The sequence below is a fragment of the Thermomonas sp. genome, from assembly GCF_035369645.1.
GTDB lineage: Bacteria > Pseudomonadota > Gammaproteobacteria > Xanthomonadales > Xanthomonadaceae > Thermomonas.
In genome coordinates this window covers 5378-25604 of the sequence record NZ_DAOOUM010000010.1, presented here as the reverse complement: position 1 = coordinate 25604, position 20227 = coordinate 5378, and the positions used below count along the sequence as shown (strand labels likewise).

Genomic DNA, 20227 nt, shown 5'->3' with positions numbered 1-20227 from the left:
CGTTGCAGTCATGGCTTGGCCTTGTTCGATAAGGCATCCAAATAGCGCTGCCCTTGTGCGTTTGGTGCAGTGCGCCGCATCGGCTGCGCTGGTGGCACTGCCAGCAGTGGCCACAGCTGTTTGCGCAGATCCTCCCGGCACGGCGCGCAGGTGGGTGTCTGGCGCAACAGGCTGATGGCCGCTTGCAGGGCCAGTGGGTCTGCAGACGCTTGCGGATGTGTCCGCAGCCAGTCTTCAAACGTTTGCAATCGCTGCAAGGTCAGTGTTGCGGATGCGGGGGCAGCCAGTGTTTGCCATAGGGTGATGCTCTCGTTATTGGCCTTTGCAAGTGCGGGCAGTGCGTCAGCGCGTGAAGCGATGCCATCGCGCTTGCCGTGCATGCGACGGCTTTCATCGACAGGCGGCAGCTGGGGGCCCACTTTCGCCAAAAAAATACGATCGGCCTGTTGCACTCGTTTGATCAGGCCCAAGGCTTTGTAGGCAAACGGCAAGGCGCGGTCGGGTTGTCCTTGACGCAATTGCAATTCCGATTGCCACATCTGATCCAGCGCTTGTTTGAGAATGGCGCGGGTGTCGGGATCGAGCAGGGTGGCGGCCTCGGCAATGTCATGGGTATGCCCAAAATTTTCCAGCAAATGGTCGATTTGCCCAAAGGTGGGGGTATCTGTTGGGGCTGCATGTGCTGCGTCTTGATGATCGTCCGCATCCGCGCCGGTGTGTGCAGAAGTGTCTTGCGCGGCATCCGCTGTAGGTGCCGTCTTTGGCCCGCCCTCGGCTTCTTCACCCAAAAACTGCCCATAGCGCAACCGCAGAATACGTTGATCGACACCAATCGCATCGGCGCGTTGCACAAATACGGTTGAAGCCAGCAAACGCCGCTGCTTCTGCAAGGCTTCGGCATCCAAAATGATTTGCCGCTGACTCCGGAAATACGCCGGCAGCACGCGCCGCACCACGCCTTCCATGCCGGTGCTCTCGGTGTCTTGCTTGCGGCTTATGCGCAAAATGACGCTAGGGCTGCGGGCAATTTGCGGCTGCGGCAGGCGGTTGTCGGTAACCTCGAGTTGTGCGATCAGATCATCGCCTTCTTGCACCCCCAATGCCGCCAGATCCACACGCTGTTGGAAGCGGCGCAAACGTGGCGGGCCTTGCCCAATCAGCGACAGGCTGTGTTCGCGAATAGCGATATTTTCACCACTGCCTTGGGCCAAGGTCAGGTGCAGTTTGGCTTGCGCTTGCACGCCGTAATCGTCGCTGGCGGTGAATGCCAAGGCCCATGGCCCTTGCCCAAGCGGCACCACGCTCAGGCTGTGCGCGGGTTGCACGACAGTGACCTGCGGCGGCAAATCCGCAATCGCATCAAGGCGGTACAGTGTGCGTGTATCCAGCAGGGTTTGATCGGCTTGCACGCGATACAGCGCGGATGTTGTCAGCACCAGGTCTGCCGTCCATGTGTCACCAGCATGGCGCAAGGGAATTTTTCGGCCATCCAAAAAAACCAAGATCACTTGGCTGGGCATGCGGGAAAACCGCAACCGCCACTGCAAGCGCGTGCCAACCGGGGCTTTGATCGAAAGCGTTGTGGCATGCCGCTGTGGCAGGCCGGTGTAGGCCGGTGGGGTGATGTGCAGGGCGGCATCACGCAGGTGCAGCGGAACTGCCGGTAAAGAAGACGGCCTGCCAACCGCAAAAGATGGCTGCACAGCAGGCGCGCTTGGCCACGCAATGGCCACCGCCGCCAGCAGTAGCGCCGGTAGCAGTGAAATCAGTAATTGTGGATACGGCCACGGCGCACGCACATCAGCCGGCTGGGTGTGTAGGCGCTGCACCAATCGCTGTTGTTGCAGGGCTTGCAAGGGCGTGCTTGGCGTCGTTTGCAGGAGCAAATCGGCGCTGTCTTCCATGTCACGGCGTTGTGCATTCAAGCGGCGTACTAGCCACTGCGCATCGTGTTGATGCCAACGCAAAATCAGCAAGACGATGCATCCCAATAGCCACAGCCCACCGGCCAACAGTGCGGCCCGGAGGCCATACCAGCGGCCCATGCATATGCAGATGGCGATGCCGCACGGTAATGCATAGGCCAGCACGATGCCGGCATCGCGTCGGCGCGCCGCCCGCCAAGCATGCAATGGCAGTGAGCCGCGCATTACTGCAGTGCCTTTGCACGCTGGCGTGTGGCAAGCCAGCGTTCACTTAAAAACAGCAATGCCAACAACAATGCCAACCAAGGTTGCAGCGCTTGCGGTGGCTGTGGCGTGCTGCGACCACCCCATTGGGGTTGGTGCGTGCGGGCGTCTGCGCGTACTGGTGCGGGTGTTGGCGCTTGCAGTGCTGCGCGCAAATGTTGTGGGAAGTCGGCCTCCAACAGTTGTGGCATGACGGCAGGTTGAAGTGGCCGTGTCCAACGCAGCAAACGACCTTGGCCTTGCGCGGATGCTTCCAGTAATACCACCCCGTCGTCTGCCACCCAAAGCGGTAGCGGTGTGCCGGGCAGAGGGTGCGACTGCGTCAGCAACAGTGTGCCGCCATCGCGCACCCATGCCATTGCTTGGCTGGGCAAAGCCGCACTGGACAACCAGACCACCACGGCCTGCGTGTTCGCGGGGAGGGTGGCGGTGGTCGCAGTTTGTGTGGCGGGGACTTGCCATGCCTGCGCGGCGGCTGCCAGATAACGCGACTGCGCTTGATGGGCCGCATCGACCATGATGTACAACCGTGGCGCCGGCATGCGTTGCGCAGGCGGCGGCACCGGGGCGGTATCGGTAACGATGCGCCAATCCACACGGTGTGATAACACCGGCAACTGCGCATCGGCACCGTCAAATTGGGGTGTGGCCAGCACGATCAAGGGCGCTTCTGCAGGCAGTTCGGCATCCAGTTGTCGCAATAGGCTGTCGATAGGTTGCACGCCGCTGGGCAGCGCGGCATCCCATGCCGGCAGGCCCACTGCCAGCCAGTGCATGCGCACATCCTTTAGGAAGTGCTGCTGCGTCACGGTGGCTGCGGACACGCCCGGCATCACCGCCACATACGGCCGGCGGTCCGTTGCGCCGTACATCACCGGTTGCGCCAGCCATAGCACCAGCAAGGTCAATAACAACAGACGCAGTAGCAATAACGGAAGGTCTTCTAGGCGCAGTCGGTTGCGTGGCTGCACCTTGCCGGGCAACCAACGCAGCGCGGCAAAATCCAAGGGTTGCTGTTGGTCGCGGCGCGCCAGATGGAGCAACACCGGCAGCACCAATACGGCCAGTGCAGCTAACGCGCCGGGTAGCAGCAGGCTCACACTCATGCCTTGTTATGCCGGCCAAACACGTGTTGCAGGGGGCGCTCCAGCGGCTCGTCCAATACATAGCGGGCATGCGCGATACCGGCAGCATCTAGACGTGCATCCAATGCCTGCAATGCCTGTGTGAACCGTTGCAAAAATTCGATGCGCATGGCCTTGCCATCGCCGGGGCGTTCTTCGCCGGTTTCCGGATCACGGAAGCGATGACCATGGTGGTAGGGGAAGTCACGTTCTTCTGCAGTCAATAACTGCACCACGATCACCTCGCGTCGCGCAGCGGCCAGACGTTCGGCCAATGCCACCATCGCATCATCAAAACAATCGCTGAAGATGACCACCAGCTCACCTGCGGCGGTGCGCTCCCACGCGGGTGTCAGTGCAGGGCTTTGCGGGAAACGGCCGTGTGCGGTAAGCGCATGGAGTGCCAACCACAACCGGTTGCGATGACGTGCGCCACTGCCTGCTGGTAGCAATTGCAGGCCGTCGTCGCGCAGGGCAATCATGCCAAAACGATCCCCTTGGCGCAGTGCCAATTCAGCAATACAGGCGGCAAGGGTTTTGCCTGCATCCAAGCGTGACCACTGCGGCCGGGCCTGATCGACTTGCGCCATCGATGCGCTGGCATCGACCAATAACCACACCGTCAACGGGCTTTCACGCTCGGCTTCGCGCACAAAAAAACGATCCGAGCGCGCATACAACTTCCAATCGACTTGGCGCAGATCATCACCCGGCTCATACGCGCGGTATTGCGAAAATTCCAACCCCGCGCCACGACTATGACTGGGATGTAAGCCAAGACCCATCGCGCGGGTGCGCTTGGCCAGCAGCTGCAACGGTTGCAGGCGGCTGCGCAAGGCGGGAGGGATCAACTCGGCCGCCATGATGTTTCAATTGGCCGAGAACGGCACAGCACGCAGCAATGCAGCAATCACGTCATCGGCCTGTTTTTGCTCGGCTTCGGCCGCAAACGACAGCAAGAGTCGGTGGCGCATGACCGGTGCCGCCAAGACCATCACATCCTCGCACGTGGCGGCAAATCTGCCGTGCAGCAAGGCGCGTGCTTTTGCTGCCAGCACCAACGATTGCCCCGCGCGTGGGCCTGCACCCCAGCGTACAAATTTGCGTACATCGTCGGTGGCCAAGACATCACCAGGGCGACTGGCACGCACCAGACGGGTGATCCAATGCAGTACGTCCGCCCCGACATGCACATCACGCACCCATGCTTGTAGCGCAAGTACCGCTGCCGCATCCATCACCTTGGGGACAGCGGCGCTGTGATTGCCGGTGGTTTGGGTGAGGATGTCGCGCTCTTCCGTTTCGCTGGGATAGCCCACGCGTACATGCAATAAAAAACGATCCAGTTGCGCCTCGGGCAGCGGATAGGTACCGGCCTGTTCCAGCGGGTTTTGTGTGGCCAAGACAAAGAACGGGGCGGGCAGGGCATAGGTGGTGCCGGCATAGCTGACCGTGCGTTCGGACATTGCCTCCAGCAGCGCAGCCTGGGTTTTGGGCGGGGTGCGGTTGAGCTCGTCGGCCAAAAGTAAATTGGTGAAGATCGGGCCTTGCTGAAAGCGGAACGCGCGCTTGCCGGTGCCGTGGTCTTCTTCCAGTAATTCGGTGCCCAAGATGTCGCTGGGCATCAGGTCAGGCGTGAACTGCACGCGCCGAAATGCCAACGCCAAGGCCTGCCCAAGTGAGCGCACCAGCAGGGTTTTGCCCAGACCTGGCGCACCCTCCAGCAGGCAGTGCCCGCCCGCCAACAAACCAATCAAGAGCTGCTCAACCACATCGTGTTGGCCCACGATGGCTTGCCCAATGGCCTCGCGTAATTGGCCAAGGCGAGCAAGCTGGTGTTGTATGGTTGCTTCGTCGAGGGTAGCTGTGTTCATGCCGGTTCCACGTTCAAGAGGTCAATGCATACATCACGATATTGACCGCAAATTTGGTGTTGTCTTCGGCCAGAAAACGCTTGTTGCGCCAGTCGTAATCCCATTCGCAGCCATAGTCCTTGTTGCTATACAGCAGGCCAAGCCGGCCATGGATGTCGATCCCACGCAGGTAGTCATGCACCAGATCGTCGCCCCAGCCATTCAATTCGAAACCGGTGGCCGGCGGGCCATCGGGAAATTTGAAAAAACTGGAATACAGCGGATGCCCCTTGGGGAGTTTTTTTAGCGCGGTCTTGCCAAAAATCGAGGCCATTTGTGCTTCGAAGGATTTGGCAAACAAGCCGTCGATGTCGTGGTTACAGTCGTCCACCAAGACAAAGCCGCCATTGCGCACATAACGTTCAAAGTGATGGCGCTCTTGCGGGTTGAATTCCACCAATTTGTGCCCGGCCAGATAGCAAAACGGTGCGGTTAGCATCTTGGGGTCGGCCAGCGCGATGACGTGCTCTTTGGGATCCACGCGCAAATTGGTGTAGTCGATCAATGACGTGATGACATTGGATGGCATACGCACATCCACATCCCAATCACCCGAGTCGTATTTCAAGCGCGTGAAGCGAAAATCATAGCCCCCCGCGGCACGCACCGACGGCAACAGCAATGCCGCCGATGCGCCCAGCGCCAAGCGTAAAAACTCGGCGCGGGTCATCACGCCACGTCCTTACACCGCATCCGACAATGAGGTGAAGGTGAAATCGCGCAGTCGCATCGGCGGGATCATCATCACCATGCTGGATTCGTCACCGGCCACGCGCACCGGCTTGCCCAACTCGTCGATGTTATTGAGCATGATCACCGGGGATTCGTTGAAGCGGAAATTCTTCACCGGATACTTGATCTCGCCATTTTCGATGTAGAACGTGCCATCGCGGGTCAGGCCGGTGAGCAAGACGGTTTGTGGATCCACCATGCGGATGTACCACGTGCGAGTCAGCAAGATGCCCTTGCTGGTGCCTTTGACCAACTCGGCAATCGACTTGTTACCACCGCTCATCAGCAAATTGCCGGGCCGTGCATTGGCTTGCTTGCCCTGCTTTTGTGCCCAGTAACGCGAATACGCCAAATTGACAACTTTGCCGTTTTGGATGATCGGCATTTTGCTGCGGGCCATGCCCTCGCCATCCCAAGGCATCACCGGTGCATCGGGGTGCCATGGGTCAGCCACGATATTGACCTGCGGATCAAATACCAGTTCGCCCAATTTGTTGCCGCCGCCTTTTTTCGACAGGAAGCTGCGCCCTTCATCGGCACCACGCGCATCAAAGAAGTTCATCATGAAGCTGATCAAACCTGCGGCGGCGGCGGGCTCCAAAATCACGGTGTATTTTCCGGGTTCCAGCGCTTTGGCATCTTGCGAAGCCAGTGCTTTGCGCTTGGCGATTTCGATGTCATGGCTTGCCTTGAAATCGGACGCATCTTCCAACGCATGGCCCACCCAACCCGAGCCACGGCCATTTTCGGTACGCACGGTGCAGGTGTAATTGAAGTCGGTGGCCTGCTGGTAGCCAAAATTGCCTTTGCTATTGGCAAACGCCACAAAACTTTGCCCATCTTCCAAGAAGCCCGCGGCGATGAGCTTTTCAGCCTTGCACGCATGGATGGAATCGGCCGCCACCTGCGCGCGAAATTCCGGTGTAATGGCTGCGGTATTGGCGTTAAACGTATTGCTGGGTTTGTAGGTTTGTTTGTCGATGATGGGCATGAACTCGGGGTTTTCCGGCGCCAGCCGTGCCAAATCTTCGGCGCGGCGCACCACCCGTTCCAGTGCAGCATCATCAAACTCGTTGATGCTGGCCATGCCGGTACGCTTACCAAACGCCACCATGACCGACAGGCTGGTATCGGTGACGACACCACTAGTGGAAATATTATTGAGCGCAAAACGTATATTGCCGTTGATAGCACCTTGCAAAGTGGCGGTGCACTCGTCGGCTTTGGACAGCGCGATGACTTTCTCGAGGATGGCCTTGGCCTGCGCTTCGGTGAGGATACTCATGGGTCTTGCTCTCCTTGCGCCAATCAGCCGAGGCTGCGAGCGGTGTTGATGACGTTGATGCCGTTGAAACGCGCTGTGGCCGAGCCATGCGAGACAGCCGACACTTGCCCGGGCTGCCCCTTGCCATCGAAGAACGACCCACCCAAGCGGTAATCGCGCTCATCGCAGACGGCAGCACAGGCGTTCCAGAATTCTGGCGTGCGGATCTGGTAAGCCACATCCTCGATCTGCCCGGTGATCTTGCCGTTCTTGATTTCGTAGAACAGCTGCCCACCAAACTGTGCGTTGTAGCGTTGTTGGTCGATCGAAAACGAGCCATCACCGATGATGTAAATGCCGTTTTCCACCCCTTTGACCATCTCCGCCGGGCTGAGTTTTTCCTTGCCGGCAAGCAAGGACACGTTGGCCATGCGCTGGAACTGCACACTGCTCCACGAATCGGCATAACAGCAGCCATCGGATTCGGTTTTGCCCAAAATATGCGCTTGATCGCGGATGGTTTGGTAATCCACCAATTTGCCGGCCTTGATCAAATCCCAGCGCTTGCATTTCACGCCTTCATCGTCATACCCCACCGCGCCCAGTGAGCCGGGCTGGGTCTTGTCGGCAACGATGTTGACCTTGTCGCTGCCGTATTGGAAATGCGCCTCGCGCTTGTCCAAGGTGGCAAAGCTGGTGCCCGCGTAATTGGCCTCGTACCCCAGCACGCGGTCAAGCTCTAATGGGTGGCCCACAGATTCGTGGATGGTCAACCAAGTGTGGGAAGGATCCAGCACCAAGTCATATTTACCGGGTTTGACCGACTTGGCGGCCAGTTTTTCTTTGACCTGCTTGGCCGCCGCGATGGCGTCTGCCTGCATGTCGTAGGCATTGCGATACACCACCGCGCCGCCGGGTAATTCAAAGCGCTCGGCCGGATCCGGTTCTAGGTATTCATAGCCCATGCCGCGTGGCGAGGACAGGCCGGCCCGTGAGCGGAACTTGCCGGTGGTTTTGTCGATGACGGTGACCCCCATCGGTGCCCAGATGCGATGCACATCTTGGTCGATATAAGAGCCATCGGTACTGGCAAAATATTTTTGCTCGTTGATGGCAAACAGGGTGGAGTTGACGAAGCTGGCACCGGCCGCCATTGCGGCGGCATTCACCCCCAACAACAGCTCGGCCTTTTCTTTGATCGGCACCGCCATCGCATTTTTGCGGATGGGGGTTTTCCATGCCACGTCGCCGTAGCCGGGGGCCTTGGCCAACTGCACCGGCGCGGTCTGGAATTTGGCGTTGGCTTTGGCAATGGCGGCCGCCTGCTGCGCCGCTTTGACCACGCCGGCTTGGGTCAAGTCATTGGTGGCGGCAAACCCCCATGCGCCATTGACGATGACGCGGATGCCCACCCCGGTGGACTCGCCATTCATCACGCCTTGTACTTTGTTCTCACGGGTCATCACCGCTTGGCGCAGATAGCGGCCGATGCGTACATCGCAATAGCTGGCACCGGCGGCTTTGGCCGCTGTTAGGGCATCATCAGCCAGACGCTTTTTTAGCGCCGGGTCGAGGGTTTCCAGTAATTGTTCGGCGGCAATTGCCTTGCCAAAAAACGACGGCAATAACAGGCCGCCTGCGGTCAGCCCGGATAGGGCGAGAAAGTCACGTCGTTGCAAGGCAGTTCTCCAACGTTCTGGCCCGGGTAGGGCAGGAAGACAGTCAATGCGGAGTCTGCGCCGCATTGACTTGATTCTGGTGGTGTACGCCGCACTGCCGCATATGCCTTTTGTCATGCGCTGGCGATGAATGCTGCGATCAAAACAAAAATCGCAAGCCGGCCACCCAGCCGCTTTCGTTTGCTTGGCTATCCATCGCATTGCGTCGAATTGCTGTGCGTTCAAAACGGTGTACCCATTGGTAGCCGATGTAGGGCGCAAATTCGCGTCGGACTTCATAGCGCAAACGCAAACCCACACTGGCATCCGACAACCCAGACCCGATGCCGCGCGCCGGATCGTCGCGACCATATACGTTCGCTCCGATACGTGGCTGCAAGATGAGTTTGTTGGTCAGCAGCACTTCGTATTCGGCTTCTACTTGCAGCATGCTGCGCCCGCCGCTGCCCACGTACGCCGTGGCCTGCACTTCAAATTTGTACGGTGCCAGCCCTTGCACACCCAGCGCCAACCAGTCGCGTGCGGGGCCGTGGCCAGTGTCGTGACGCACGCCAACTAACACATCCCACCATGCATCCAGCGGCCTGCCCCACAGGGCTTCCAGACTTGCACTGGTGTTGCCATGCGCGCGCTCGCCTTCGCTACGCAGCCATAGCCGGCCGCGATCATGGCCGACCCATGCTTTGCCTGACCATGCCAGCGCAGCGTCTTGTGTCCATTCCAATTGATCGGCTTGCAGCATCCACACCAGCGGGTCACCGTGGTCATGGCCCGTATGCAAGGGTGGGAAGGCGGCAGCGCGGTCAGCATCGGTCAGGGCAGGGGGCTGATAGTGCGATGCCGGTAATGTTGCGGTGTTCGTTGCGTTGTCCTTGTTGGGTGACGGTGCCACTAGCGGGGGCGGTGTCACCGCAGGCGCGGCGTGATGATGCGCGTGGTCTTGCGCCGCTAATGGCCCTATTGCCGCAAGCAGGGCGAGTGCAAGCAAACTGCGCATGCTCATTCCTCCACCCGTACTTCACGCATCATGCCGCCTTCCATGTGCAACAGCATGTGGCAGTGGAACGCCCAACGGCCCAACGCATCGGCGGTTACACGGATGCTGCGTTTGCTGCCTGGCGGGATGCTCACTGTATGTTTGCGCACCAGAAATTGCCCATCCGCGTCTTCCACATCGCTCCACATCCCGTGCAAGTGGATGGGGTGTTCCATCATTGTGTCGTTGATCAGTACAAGGCGCACGCGCTCGCCGTATTTGAGCCGGATGGGCGCGGCATCACTGAAGCGGATGCCATCAAACCCCCAAGTGAAGCGTTCCATATTGCCGGTCAGGTGCAGCTCGATTGTGCGAGACGGTTCGCGGTCATCGGCAGGCGCATGCAGGCTGTGCAGATCGGCATAGCGCAGCACGCTGCGGCCGTTGTTGCGCAGGCCAATGCCGGGGTCATCCAACTTCGGCACGGGGGCCATTGTTTGCATATCCACATCGGGGTTGCGAGTTTCGCTGGCCGGGTGGGTTTGCATTGCACTGCCATGTGTCATGCCCGCCATGCCTTCCATCGCGGGCATTCCCATTGCGGCGCCGCAGGTCATTTCGCCCGCCTTGTCCATCGCGTGCCCGCCGTGACCCATATCGTCCATCGTCAGCAACGGACGTGTATCCAGCATCGGAATTGCCGCTTGCATCCCGATGTGCGGAGCCAAGGTGATGCGGGTGTAACCACTGCGATCCATCGCCTGCGCGAACACGGTATAGGCCATCGCATCGGTGGGTTGCACGATCACGTCATAGGTTTCCGCCGGCGCGATGCGAAATTCGTCGACATCCACCGGCTGGATGGGCTGGCCATCGGCGGCAATCACGGTCAGTTTTAGGCCGGGGATGCGCACATCGAAGAAGGTCATTGCCGCGCCATTGATAAAGCGCAAGCGCACACGCTCACCGGGGGCAAATAATCCCGCCCAGTTCTGCGCGGCGGTGTGGCCGTTGGCAAGGTAGGTGTACGTGTGGCCGTTGACATCGGCAAGGTCGCTGGGGCTCATTCGCATCGCGCCCCATGCCTTGCGGTCGGCCAATGTGGCGCGCAAGCCTTGTGCCTGCACGTCGTGCACAAAGTCGCCCAGCGTGCGTTTGTAAGTGTTGTCGTAGTCGCTGCGTTTTTTCATCCGCGCGAACAACCGTGCCGGGTCCAGATCGGTCCAATCCGAGAGCAGCACCACGTAATCGTGCGCGCAGGCCCATGGATCCGGTGCAATCGGGTCGATGATGATGGGCCCCAGCAGCCCCGCCTGTTCTTGCAGGCTGGAATGGCTGTGGTACCAGTAGGTGCCGCTTTGCTTCACTTTGAATTGATACAGGTAATCCCCACCCGGTGCGATGCCATCAAAGCTCATGCCCGGCACGCCATCCATATTCGCCGGAAGCAAGAGGCCGTGCCAATGGATCGAGCTGGTTTCAGCCAGTGCATTGCGCACGCGAATCCGCACCGCCTCGCCTTCGCGCCAGCGCAGGATCGGGCCGGGCAGGCTGCCATTCACGGTGAACGCGTCGACCGTTTTGCCGGTGATATTGACCGGCGTGCGCGCGATGCGTAGATCAAATTCGGTGCCAGCCAACACCGTGGGTTGGCCGGGCGAGGCCAGCGCCCACAACGGCTTCAGCGCCAGTGCTGCACCACTCAGCGCCATGCCTTGCAGCATGCGCCGACGGTAGTGGTCGTGGTGGCTTGGCAGGTTCATGCGTTGGCTGCAAGTAACTGCGCCGGATAGTCCTCTTCGGCCAGCGCGGCAATCGCGGCATCGGCAGTGAAATTGCCTAGCGCATGCACAGTGCCTTGCGTCAGATCCACGTGCACCTGCGCACTGGCATCCAGTGCTTGCAGGGTGCGGGTGACACTATTGACGCAATGCTGGCAACGCATGTTTTCCACTTTCAACAACATGGAAAGACTCCTTGGGATAGGTGATTTTGGCTAGTGTCCACCTTGCCGTGATGGGAAGGTCAAGCCCAAGATGCGTATTGACCTTCCCATACTCGGAAGGATCACACTCTCCTGATTGCAGAAATAACGGGCATTGCCATGCTGGCCAAGGACACGACGCGCTTACAAATTACGGGCATGACCTGCGCCTCTTGCGTTGGACGGGTAGAGAAAGCCTTGCGCAAGGTGGATGGCGTGCAGGACGTCAGCGTCAATCTGGCCACCGAAACCGCTAGTGTGCAGGGCAGGGTAGATGCGACAGCCTTGATTGCAGCGGTGGAACGCGCCGGCTACCACGCCACCGAGGAAGACGCGATACCCGTCGACGCGCCGCCAACAGGCATGCCTCGGGAAACTCGCTACCTGCTGTTGGCTGTCTTACTGTCGTTGCCCCTATTTGCACCCATGTTACTGATGCCGTTTGGCGTGCATTGGGCACTGCCGGGCTGGGCGCAGTGGCTGCTAGCAACGCCTGTGCAATTTTGGTTGGGTGCGCGTTTTTATCGCGCAGGGTTTGCCGCGTTGCGTGCGCGCACCGGCAATATGGACCAACTGGTGGCCTTGGGCACCAGTGCCGCATATGGCCTCAGTCTGTATCACCTGTGGCTACCCGCGCATGCGCAGCATGATGCGCCGTTGTATTTCGAATCTTCGGCGGTCGTCATCACCCTGATTTTACTGGGCAAGTGGCTGGAAGCCCGCGCCAAGCATCAAGCCAGCGATGCCATCCGTGCTTTGCAAGCGTTGCGACCGCAAACCGCGCGGGTGCTGCGGAATGGGCGAGAACACACGGTTTCAATCGACGCCATCGCTGTGCATGATGAGGTCATCGTGCTGCCCGGCGAGCGGATTGCGGTGGATGGTGTGGTGGTAGAGGGGTGCAGCCATAGTGATGAATCCCTGCTCAGTGGCGAATCGCTGCCGGTGGCCAAAGCGCCCGGCGATACCGTGACGGGTGGTGCCGTCAATGGCGAGGGTCGCTTGCGCATTCGTACGACGGCCATCGGCGCGGAATCTGTGTTGGCGCGCATTGTGCGCTTGGTGGAAGATGCGCAGGCTAAAAAAGTGCCCATCCAGCGCATCGTGGACAAGGTCAGTGCCATCTTCGTGCCCACAGTCATCGGCATTGCACTGGTGACGCTTCTGGGCTGGGGCCTACTGCGTGGCGACTGGACTCAAGCCCTGCTCAATGCAGTCGCGGTCTTGGTGATTGCCTGCCCATGTGCATTGGGTCTTGCCACACCGGCGGCGGTGATGGCCGGCACCGGCGTGGCGGCGCGGGCCGGCATCCTGATCAAGGATGTAGAAGCACTGGAAACCACCCGCAACCTGCGCAGTATTGCCTTCGATAAAACCGGCACGCTGACGCAAGGCAAACCCACTTTGATGCAGGTGCATATTGGTACAGGTGATGATGCCAGCGTGTTGGCGCTGGCGGCCGGGCTGCAACAAGGCAGCGAACATCCCTTGGCCAAAGCGGTGCTGGATGCCGCGGCAACGCGCGGCCTCACGGCGGTTGCGGTAAGTGACATTCGCGCCGTGGCCGGGTGTGGCATCCAGGGCAGGTTAGGGCAGGCACGTTTGGCCTTGGGGCATGCACGTTGGATGCAAGAACTCGGTGTGGATGTGGGCGCGATGCAAGCCGCCACCGATGCCGCATCGGCTGCCGGCATGACCCAATCCTGGCTGATTCAGGATGACGGCGCAGGCTGGCACTTGCTGGGGCTATTGGCATTTGGCGATGCCCCGCGCCCGCAGTCGGCACAGGCGATTGCTGCGCTGCGTGCCCTGCATATTCGCCCGCTGATGCTGTCGGGCGACAACCGCGCTGCGGCCACTACCGTCGCAGCGCAGGTGGGGTTGGCAGGCGATGACGTGCGCGCAGAACTGCTACCCGATGACAAGGTGCAAGCAATTCGGATGTTGGCTGCACAAGGCCCGGTGGGGATGGTGGGCGATGGCCTCAATGATGCCCCCGCCTTGGCCGCTGCCAGTGTGGGCTTTGCGATGGGCAGCGGCACCGACGTAGCGATGCACGCCGCCAGCATCACCTTGATGCGCCCGGATCCACGTCTGGTAGCCGATGCCATCGACATCTCCCGCCGCACCGTGCGCAAGATTCATCAAAATCTGTTTTGGGCCTTCATCTACAACGTTATCGGCATTCCACTGGCGGCGCTGGGCCTGCTGGACCCCATGCTGGCCGGCGCGGCGATGGCGCTGTCCAGCGTGAGTGTCGTCACCAATGCCTTGCTGCTGCGGCGCTGGTCGCCGCAAGCACGCGATTCATCACTTGATTAAACGAGGAGCCACATCCATGGCCGCCAAATCCATCCGCCCAGAGCTGGCCGACGCCTTGGGGCAGGGCTTGCACAACATCGGCCAAGCTGCTGCATTGACGGGCGTTTCGGCCAAGATGATGCGCCATTACGAGGCGATTGGTTTGGCCAGTCCAAGCGGCCGCACCTTTGCCAACTATCGCCTGTATAACGACGCCGACTTGCACCGTTTGCGCTTCATCAAACGCGGGCGCTCGCTGGGGTTTTCGATCAAACAAATCGAAACCTTGTTGGCACTATGGGACAACCCGCAACGCGCCAGCGCCGAAGTCAAACAACTGGCACGCGCTCACGCCAAGGAATTGGCTGAAAAAATCCGCGAGCTGCAAGCCATGCAACACACCTTGGAAACTCTGGCCAAGCGTTGCCATGGCGATGGTCGGCCGGCGTGTCCGATTTTGGAAGACTTGGCATCTGCGCCAGCGACCACACCAAAACGCGGCTCAAAACGCGACGTATCGCGGTGATTTCTGACCCAAATTCGGGCAGTGCGCTGATGCGCCATCCCGTGCCATCACGGTAATCTGCGGGCATCCACACACAGGCATGGCATCCACGGAGAGGCAGTATGTTGCAACGATTTCTGAAGCTTGGGGTCATCGCGCTAATGGCATGGGTACCGCTGTGTGCTGCGGCGCAGACGATCTATAAATGTAAGAGCGTAAACGGCGGCATGGTGTATCAATCCTTTCCATGTGCCGGCGCGATTGCAGCAGAAAAGCAATGGTCCGGTAGCTACCGACAGCCCACCAACGAGGAGCTTTGGCAGCGCTACCACACCGATCAGCGCTGGGCGCAACGACAACAAGCCGAGCATGCACGCCGCAATGCCTACCGTTATTCCTACCGCCAACCAACAGCACGCGCCAACCCAAACAATTACGCACTGGCCTGTGCTGCATCACGCAGCGAGTACAACCGGGTGCAGGCCGACTTCAAGCTGAATCGCAACATCAATTTGCTACGCAGACTGGAAGCCGACATCCGCCAGTATTGCGAGGTACGCCCGTAGTCTGCTTGTCTTCCAGCAATGGCATATTTTACATAATATGCATTATGCGAAATTAATTGTGACGTCGATATTGCTCCTTAAACACCCACCATCCCGAAGTTGCGACTGTGGGAATGGCGGGTGCTGACGCAGCTCAACTGCGGGATCACTTACCCCAGTGCTGCCAACGCTGCTGCGTAATCGGGTTCGTCGGTGACTTCGGGAACCAACTGGCAGTACAACACCTTGTCGCTGTCATCCAACACCACCACGGCGCGGGCCGCTAGCCCAGCCAGTGGGCCGCTTTCCATCGCCACGCCAAAGCTGTGCAGAAAGTCGCGTGCACGAAAACACGACAACATGGTGACATTGGCGATCCCTTCGGCACCGCAAAAGCGTGTTTGCGCGAACGGCAAATCCGCCGAAATACACAGCACTACGGTGTTTGCTAGCTTTGCCGCGTCTTGGTTGAAGTGGCGCACAGACGCGGCACACACACCGGTATCCACGCTTGGGAAGATGTTGAGTAGCTTGCGCTTGCCGGGGAAATCGGCCAGTGATTTATCGCTTAAATCCGTCGCGACAAGATTGAATGCGGGTGCTTGCCCCCCAACGCTGGGAAGTTGACCGCCAATGCTGACCGGGGTGCCATGAAATGCAACGGTACTCATGTGTGCTCCTGCTGAAAGCTGTAGGGGAGCTTCTATTTAACCATCCTCGGATGAGGGGCGCGTGAGTGCTTACTTGACGCAAAAGAAAACCCCCGCGCGTTGACCGTGCGGGGGTAAAGGGAGTTACGCCTTGGAAATCAATGTATTGACAAATACAGCCCCGACAATCAGAACCGATAGCTGGCACCCAGCAGCAAGGTACGTCCCCACTTGATGTATTCCAGTGGGCGATCCTTGGTGCCGGCATAGGTTCGATAGGCGGCATTCCCCAAGTTGCTGGCTTGCAGTAGCAAACTCAAACCCTTGAGACTGCTACCTTCACCGAAGCTGTAGCTGATTTGTGCATCGGTGATGTTCTCGCCCACCACATAACGCAGGGTGCGTGCACCGTCGAAGTTGCCGATCTCGCCGATGAAGTCTGAACGGCGACGGTTGTTGACGCGGAACTCGAAGCCATCACGTTCGTAATATGCGGTGAAGTTGTATACCCGCTTGGACAAGCCCGGCAACGTGATAGGTGCACTACCCACGCTGTTGCTGCTTTCGGGGTCGAGGATTTTGACACTGCTGTCAGTGAAGCTAGCGCTGGCAACGACACCAAATCCTTTCAGGGCTGGGGTAAACATATCCAGTGGCAACGACGCAGTTAGCTCAACACCCTGCAGCTTGCCGCCCTTGCCATTGAACGGGGCCGACATGGTGCCTTGGGTTTTCACCGGCACGGTCATGCCAGCCGGCGGCACCCAGCCTTGCAGCAGGCTGGTGAAGTCATAGCCATCGCGGGTCTGGGTATAAATGTAGCTGGTCAGGTCCTTGTAGAAATACGCCGCGGCGATATAGGCCTTGTTGCCGAAGTATTTTTCCCAGGAAATATCAAACGCATTGGCACGCCACGGATCCAACAGCGGGTTGCCACCACTGGCCCCCGGCTTGCCGGTTGCGGTGTCCACGCCAAATTCCACTGATGCGCGCAATTGATCCACGCGAGCACGCGCCACCTGACGAGCCAAGGCCACGCGCAGGGTCTGATCATCGGCCAGCGAGAACGCCAGATTCATGCTGGGCAGCACATCGGTATAGGTCTTGCCATTGCTGTACGGGCGGATTTCATGGCCCGCCGGCTGCGAGCTGTCCCACACGCGCGAGTCGGACGACTGGTCGGTATGCTGGATCTGCACGCCGATATTGCCGCGTACCGGCACCGAGCCCCACACGGTATCGATGTTGGCCTGCACGAAGCCCGTGCTGATCTTCTCGTTCACCGTCCACGCCTTCGGGATCAGGTAGGCAGCGGTGTCATCGGTCGGGTTGAAGGTCATGTACTTGGCGACTGCGCCGGGTACATTCCATGAAGGGATATAGCCAACGCCAGCGAAGCCAAGATCCACCAAGCCATACTGGAACTCACTGCCCACGGGAGTGTTGCCCTGCGCGCCTAGATTGATATTGCCTTCTGGCTGCCATTTCTGCTTGCTACGGTCGGCATAATTGGCACCCACATGGATGCTGGTGAATGCGTTTTGCATTGCACCTGACATTGGGAATTCAGCATCCAGCCGGAAGCTCTTTAGCTCATCCGCCACCTTGGGCACCTTGCCGTAGCCGGAACCATAAATGGTGTTGGCAAGAAAGAGCTTGCTGGCATCTGAATAATCCCGGCCAGGATGCAGCTGCGAGAAGCCGTTGGAGGCGAATGCCAACGTCACCGAGTCCAGCTGCGGGGACGGCATCAATTGAGTGTTGTTTTCAAGGTTCAGTTCATCGCGTTTGGCGCGCGACCAACTGGCATCGGCCGTCAACTTCACACCATTGGCAAAGAAGAACTCGTTACGCCAGCCGGCGGCATCAAGATTATCCTTGCGGTGGTTGTACATGCCGCGTACCAATGGGTACACGTTCTGCGCCACACCACCGGTGAAACTACCATTGCTGTTTACCTGCGCGCCAGTGACATTTAAATGGCCAAATCCGCCGTTGTAATCGCCGATATGTACTTCAAACTGATTGGCGGTGTTTTCTTGTGTGGCTTGCGAATGGAACACGTCAAAGGTGCTGATCCACGCATCGCTGGGGCGCACTTCCAACGTCGCCATCACCCCATCACGCTTGGTGTAGCCGGTGCGGCGTAGCGCTTTGATACCGTCGGAATAGTATGTCCCTGCGGCAACACCCGGGCGCCAGCCGGTGCCAATGGCTTGCCAAGGTTCGTACAGGCCCACCTGCTGCTCTTGCACGGGCGTGTCCGAATGCGAATAGCCAATCGAGAAACCGATCTTGCGATCTTCCGATTGACCGATGTAACTGATATTGAAGCGGTTGCCATCGGCCCCGGCATTGGCAGCTGAGCCCATGGAGTTGCGCTGCCAGCGGCCGCTGACTGCGATCACCGGCTTGTCGTAATCCAGTGGGCGTACGGTACGCATATCCAAGGTGCCAGATAGCCCCTGCCCCACCAAAGCGGCATCGGGGGTCTTGTACACGGTGACACCAGCCATCAACTCGGATGGGTATTGGTCGAACTCAACGCTGCGGTTATCACCAGTGCTGACCAGCTCGCGGCCGTTCAAGGTGGAGGTGGAGAAGTCCGGCGACAACCCACGCACGCTGATCACCTGCGCGCGTCCAGCCACACGCTGCGCAGTCAAACCCGGCAGACGTGAAATGGATTCGGCAATCGATACATCCGGCAGCTTGCCGATGTCTTCGGCGGAGATCGCCTCGACGATGGATGTGGCGTCCTTCTTGATGTCGATGGCGCGTTCGATACCGCCGCGAATACCCGTGACGACAATGGCATCCAAGTTCTTGGCATCGGCCTTCTTTTTGGCTTTGGCATTTGCAACCGACGTGGGCTGCGTTGGTTGCGCATCCTGTGCGTGGACTTGCATGGCCATCATCATGGTGGCTGTGGCCAAGGCCACACTCAAAACATTGCGATTCAACTGCGCCATCTTCCCCTCCGGAAATGGTAGTTCGGTGATCGGGTGGTCTGCTGCCACCCACTTTTCATGCCTCAGCATTCAAAAATGCATGAACGTTGCGATGGTGTGACAGCGCCACTTCAAACGAAAGCCCCTGCATACGTATTCATTGCAAGTTTGCTAAAAAACCCATGTAGCCCGCGTCACGACACACTTTCAGAGCATCAAAAGATGCGCATAAATTGCATTTGTCAGGCGGCAAATGGGGTTATTCAAAGAGCGGTACAAAGCGCACCGCTGCTCCTCCCCCGCCCGCCAGCCACAGCGAAAGCACATCACTCTGGGTTACGGTTCTGGTTTCCCGCACAAACCTGAAGCGCGCATCGCCTTTCCAGTCGGCGCCATCACCATCGCGATAGATCTCAGCGCGGTAGCGTTTGCCGGCATCCAGGAAGTCCAGCTTCAATGCCAGCGTGCGCGGGGTGCGGTCATTCATCGCACCCAGGAACCACACCGGTGCGCCGCGTTGTTTGCGCGCAACCGCGACAAACTGCCCCACTTCACCCGCCAGCACATGGCTTTCATCCCAATCCACCGCCACGTCCTTGATGAACTGGAAGGCATCGGGATGCTGGAGGTAATGCTCGGGTAAATCGGCAGCCATCTGGATGGGGCTGTAGATGCCCACGTACAGCGCCAACTGGCGTGCCAAGGTGCTCTGGATTTCCTGCCCATGCCGGCCAGTGAGACTGAGCACACCGGGGGTGTAATCCATCGGGCCAGCCAGCATCCGCGTGAACACCAGGGTCACTTCGTGTTCGGGCGGATTGGGCGGGTTGCCCCAGGCGTTGTATTCCATCCCGCGTGCACCTTCACGCGACACCCAATTGGGATACGTGCGGCGCAAGCCGGTGTCCTTGATCGGCTCGTGTGCATCGATCGCCACGTGATACCTAGCGGCTTCCTGCACCACGCGCAGATGGTGATTGCTCATCCATTGCCCTTCGTGCCATTCGCGCAGCACCGGTCCATCCACACCATCCTGCCGTTCGATCTGGCCGGCATCGCAGACATAGCCAGTCTTCACCACGTCGATGCCGTTGCGCTGATCCAGTGCGAACGCCGCATCAAGCTGGCGCTCATAGTGGCTCACGGCGCAGCCGGTTTCATGATGGCCAATCAGGTGCACGCCTTTTGCCGCACCGTATTTTGCCAAGCCTTGCAAATCGAAATCTGCGGTGGGCCGGGTGTAATCAAAGCCCCAACCATTGGCAAACCAGTCGCCATCCCAGCCCGGGTTCCAGCCTTCCACCAGCACGCCGCGAAACCCATTGCTGGCTGCAAACGCCATCACCCGCTTGGTGTTGGCGGTGGTGGCTGCGTGTTTGGGGCCGGTAGCCCAACTCTGCTGATCCAGATGCAT

The 20227-nt window shown here is 59.3% G+C and carries 16 protein-coding genes; 3 read left to right on the top strand and 13 right to left on the bottom strand.

Annotation, left to right across the window (positions count from 1 at the left end):
- Window positions 1–8: 8 nt before the first annotated feature.
- From PK789_RS03300 to PK789_RS03255, 10 genes are all read right to left on the bottom strand, one after another.
- Window positions 9–2150 (bottom strand): hypothetical protein, encoded by a 2142-nt coding sequence (locus PK789_RS03300; RefSeq protein ID WP_324307002.1) that lies wholly within the window; start codon window positions 2148–2150, stop codon window positions 9–11.
- Entirely contained in the window at window positions 2150–3295 is a 1146-nt protein-coding gene (locus tag PK789_RS03295; RefSeq protein WP_324307000.1) for a BatA domain-containing protein, read from the bottom strand. The genes PK789_RS03300 and PK789_RS03295 overlap by 1 nt, the downstream gene beginning before the upstream one ends.
- Window positions 3292–4176: a DUF58 domain-containing protein gene (locus tag PK789_RS03290; protein ID WP_324306999.1), complete on the bottom strand. Its 885-nt coding sequence runs from the start codon at window positions 4174–4176 to the stop codon at window positions 3292–3294. The genes PK789_RS03295 and PK789_RS03290 overlap by 4 nt, the downstream gene beginning before the upstream one ends.
- Before the next feature lie 6 nt (window positions 4177–4182).
- On the bottom strand, window positions 4183–5187 hold the full coding sequence (locus PK789_RS03285; protein WP_324306997.1) for an AAA family ATPase: 1005 nt from the start codon (window positions 5185–5187) through the stop codon (window positions 4183–4185).
- 13 nt (window positions 5188–5200) lie between these two features.
- Complete coding sequence (locus tag PK789_RS03280; protein WP_324306996.1) at window positions 5201–5896, bottom strand: DUF4159 domain-containing protein; 696 nt, start codon at window positions 5894–5896, stop codon at window positions 5201–5203.
- A gap of 12 nt (window positions 5897–5908) precedes the next feature.
- Window positions 5909–7243 carry a TldD/PmbA family protein gene (locus PK789_RS03275; RefSeq protein ID WP_324306995.1) on the bottom strand — a complete coding sequence of 445 codons (1335 nt, stop codon included), beginning with the start codon at window positions 7241–7243 and terminating at the stop codon, window positions 5909–5911.
- Between the two features lie 23 nt (window positions 7244–7266).
- Window positions 7267–8901 carry a TldD/PmbA family protein gene (locus tag PK789_RS03270; RefSeq protein ID WP_324306994.1) on the bottom strand — a complete coding sequence of 545 codons (1635 nt, stop codon included), beginning with the start codon at window positions 8899–8901 and terminating at the stop codon, window positions 7267–7269.
- 139 nt (window positions 8902–9040) lie between these two features.
- The gene (locus PK789_RS03265; protein WP_324306992.1) at window positions 9041–9898 is read right to left on the bottom strand and encodes a copper resistance protein B; all 858 of its coding nucleotides are present in this window, start codon (window positions 9896–9898) and stop codon (window positions 9041–9043) included.
- 2 nt (window positions 9899–9900) lie between these two features.
- Window positions 9901–11640, bottom strand: a complete 1740-nt coding sequence (locus PK789_RS03260; RefSeq protein WP_324306991.1) for a copper resistance system multicopper oxidase — start codon at window positions 11638–11640, stop codon at window positions 9901–9903.
- A complete protein-coding gene (locus tag PK789_RS03255) occupies window positions 11637–11843 on the bottom strand; it encodes a heavy-metal-associated domain-containing protein (protein ID WP_324306989.1) in 207 nt (68 codons plus the stop codon). The genes PK789_RS03260 and PK789_RS03255 overlap by 4 nt, the downstream gene beginning before the upstream one ends.
- Window positions 11844–11981: 138 nt before the next feature.
- Here PK789_RS03255 and PK789_RS03250 point away from each other — a divergent pair, with 138 nt between their 5' ends.
- The 3 genes from PK789_RS03250 to PK789_RS03240 all read left to right on the top strand — a co-directional run bounded on the left by PK789_RS03250 (window position 11982) and on the right by PK789_RS03240 (window position 15233).
- Window positions 11982–14183 carry a heavy metal translocating P-type ATPase gene (locus PK789_RS03250; protein ID WP_324306988.1) on the top strand — a complete coding sequence of 734 codons (2202 nt, stop codon included), beginning with the start codon at window positions 11982–11984 and terminating at the stop codon, window positions 14181–14183.
- Between the two features lie 16 nt (window positions 14184–14199).
- Window positions 14200–14688 (top strand): Cu(I)-responsive transcriptional regulator, encoded by a 489-nt coding sequence (cueR, locus tag PK789_RS03245; RefSeq protein ID WP_324306986.1) that lies wholly within the window; start codon window positions 14200–14202, stop codon window positions 14686–14688.
- 101 nt (window positions 14689–14789) lie between these two features.
- Complete coding sequence (locus PK789_RS03240; protein ID WP_324306984.1) at window positions 14790–15233, top strand: DUF4124 domain-containing protein; 444 nt, start codon at window positions 14790–14792, stop codon at window positions 15231–15233.
- A gap of 149 nt (window positions 15234–15382) precedes the next feature.
- On the opposite strand, the gene tpx is transcribed toward PK789_RS03240, so the two are convergent.
- The 3 genes from tpx to PK789_RS03225 form a co-directional block, all read right to left on the bottom strand.
- Window positions 15383–15883, bottom strand: coding sequence for a thiol peroxidase (tpx, locus tag PK789_RS03235; protein WP_324306982.1), 501 nt, complete (start codon window positions 15881–15883; stop codon window positions 15383–15385).
- A gap of 167 nt (window positions 15884–16050) precedes the next feature.
- A complete protein-coding gene (locus tag PK789_RS03230; RefSeq protein ID WP_324306980.1) occupies window positions 16051–18834 on the bottom strand; it encodes a TonB-dependent receptor in 2784 nt (927 codons plus the stop codon).
- A gap of 238 nt (window positions 18835–19072) precedes the next feature.
- On the bottom strand, window positions 19073–20227 hold a 1155-nt coding region (locus tag PK789_RS03225), incomplete at its 5' end, for a glycoside hydrolase family 97 catalytic domain-containing protein (RefSeq protein ID WP_324306979.1).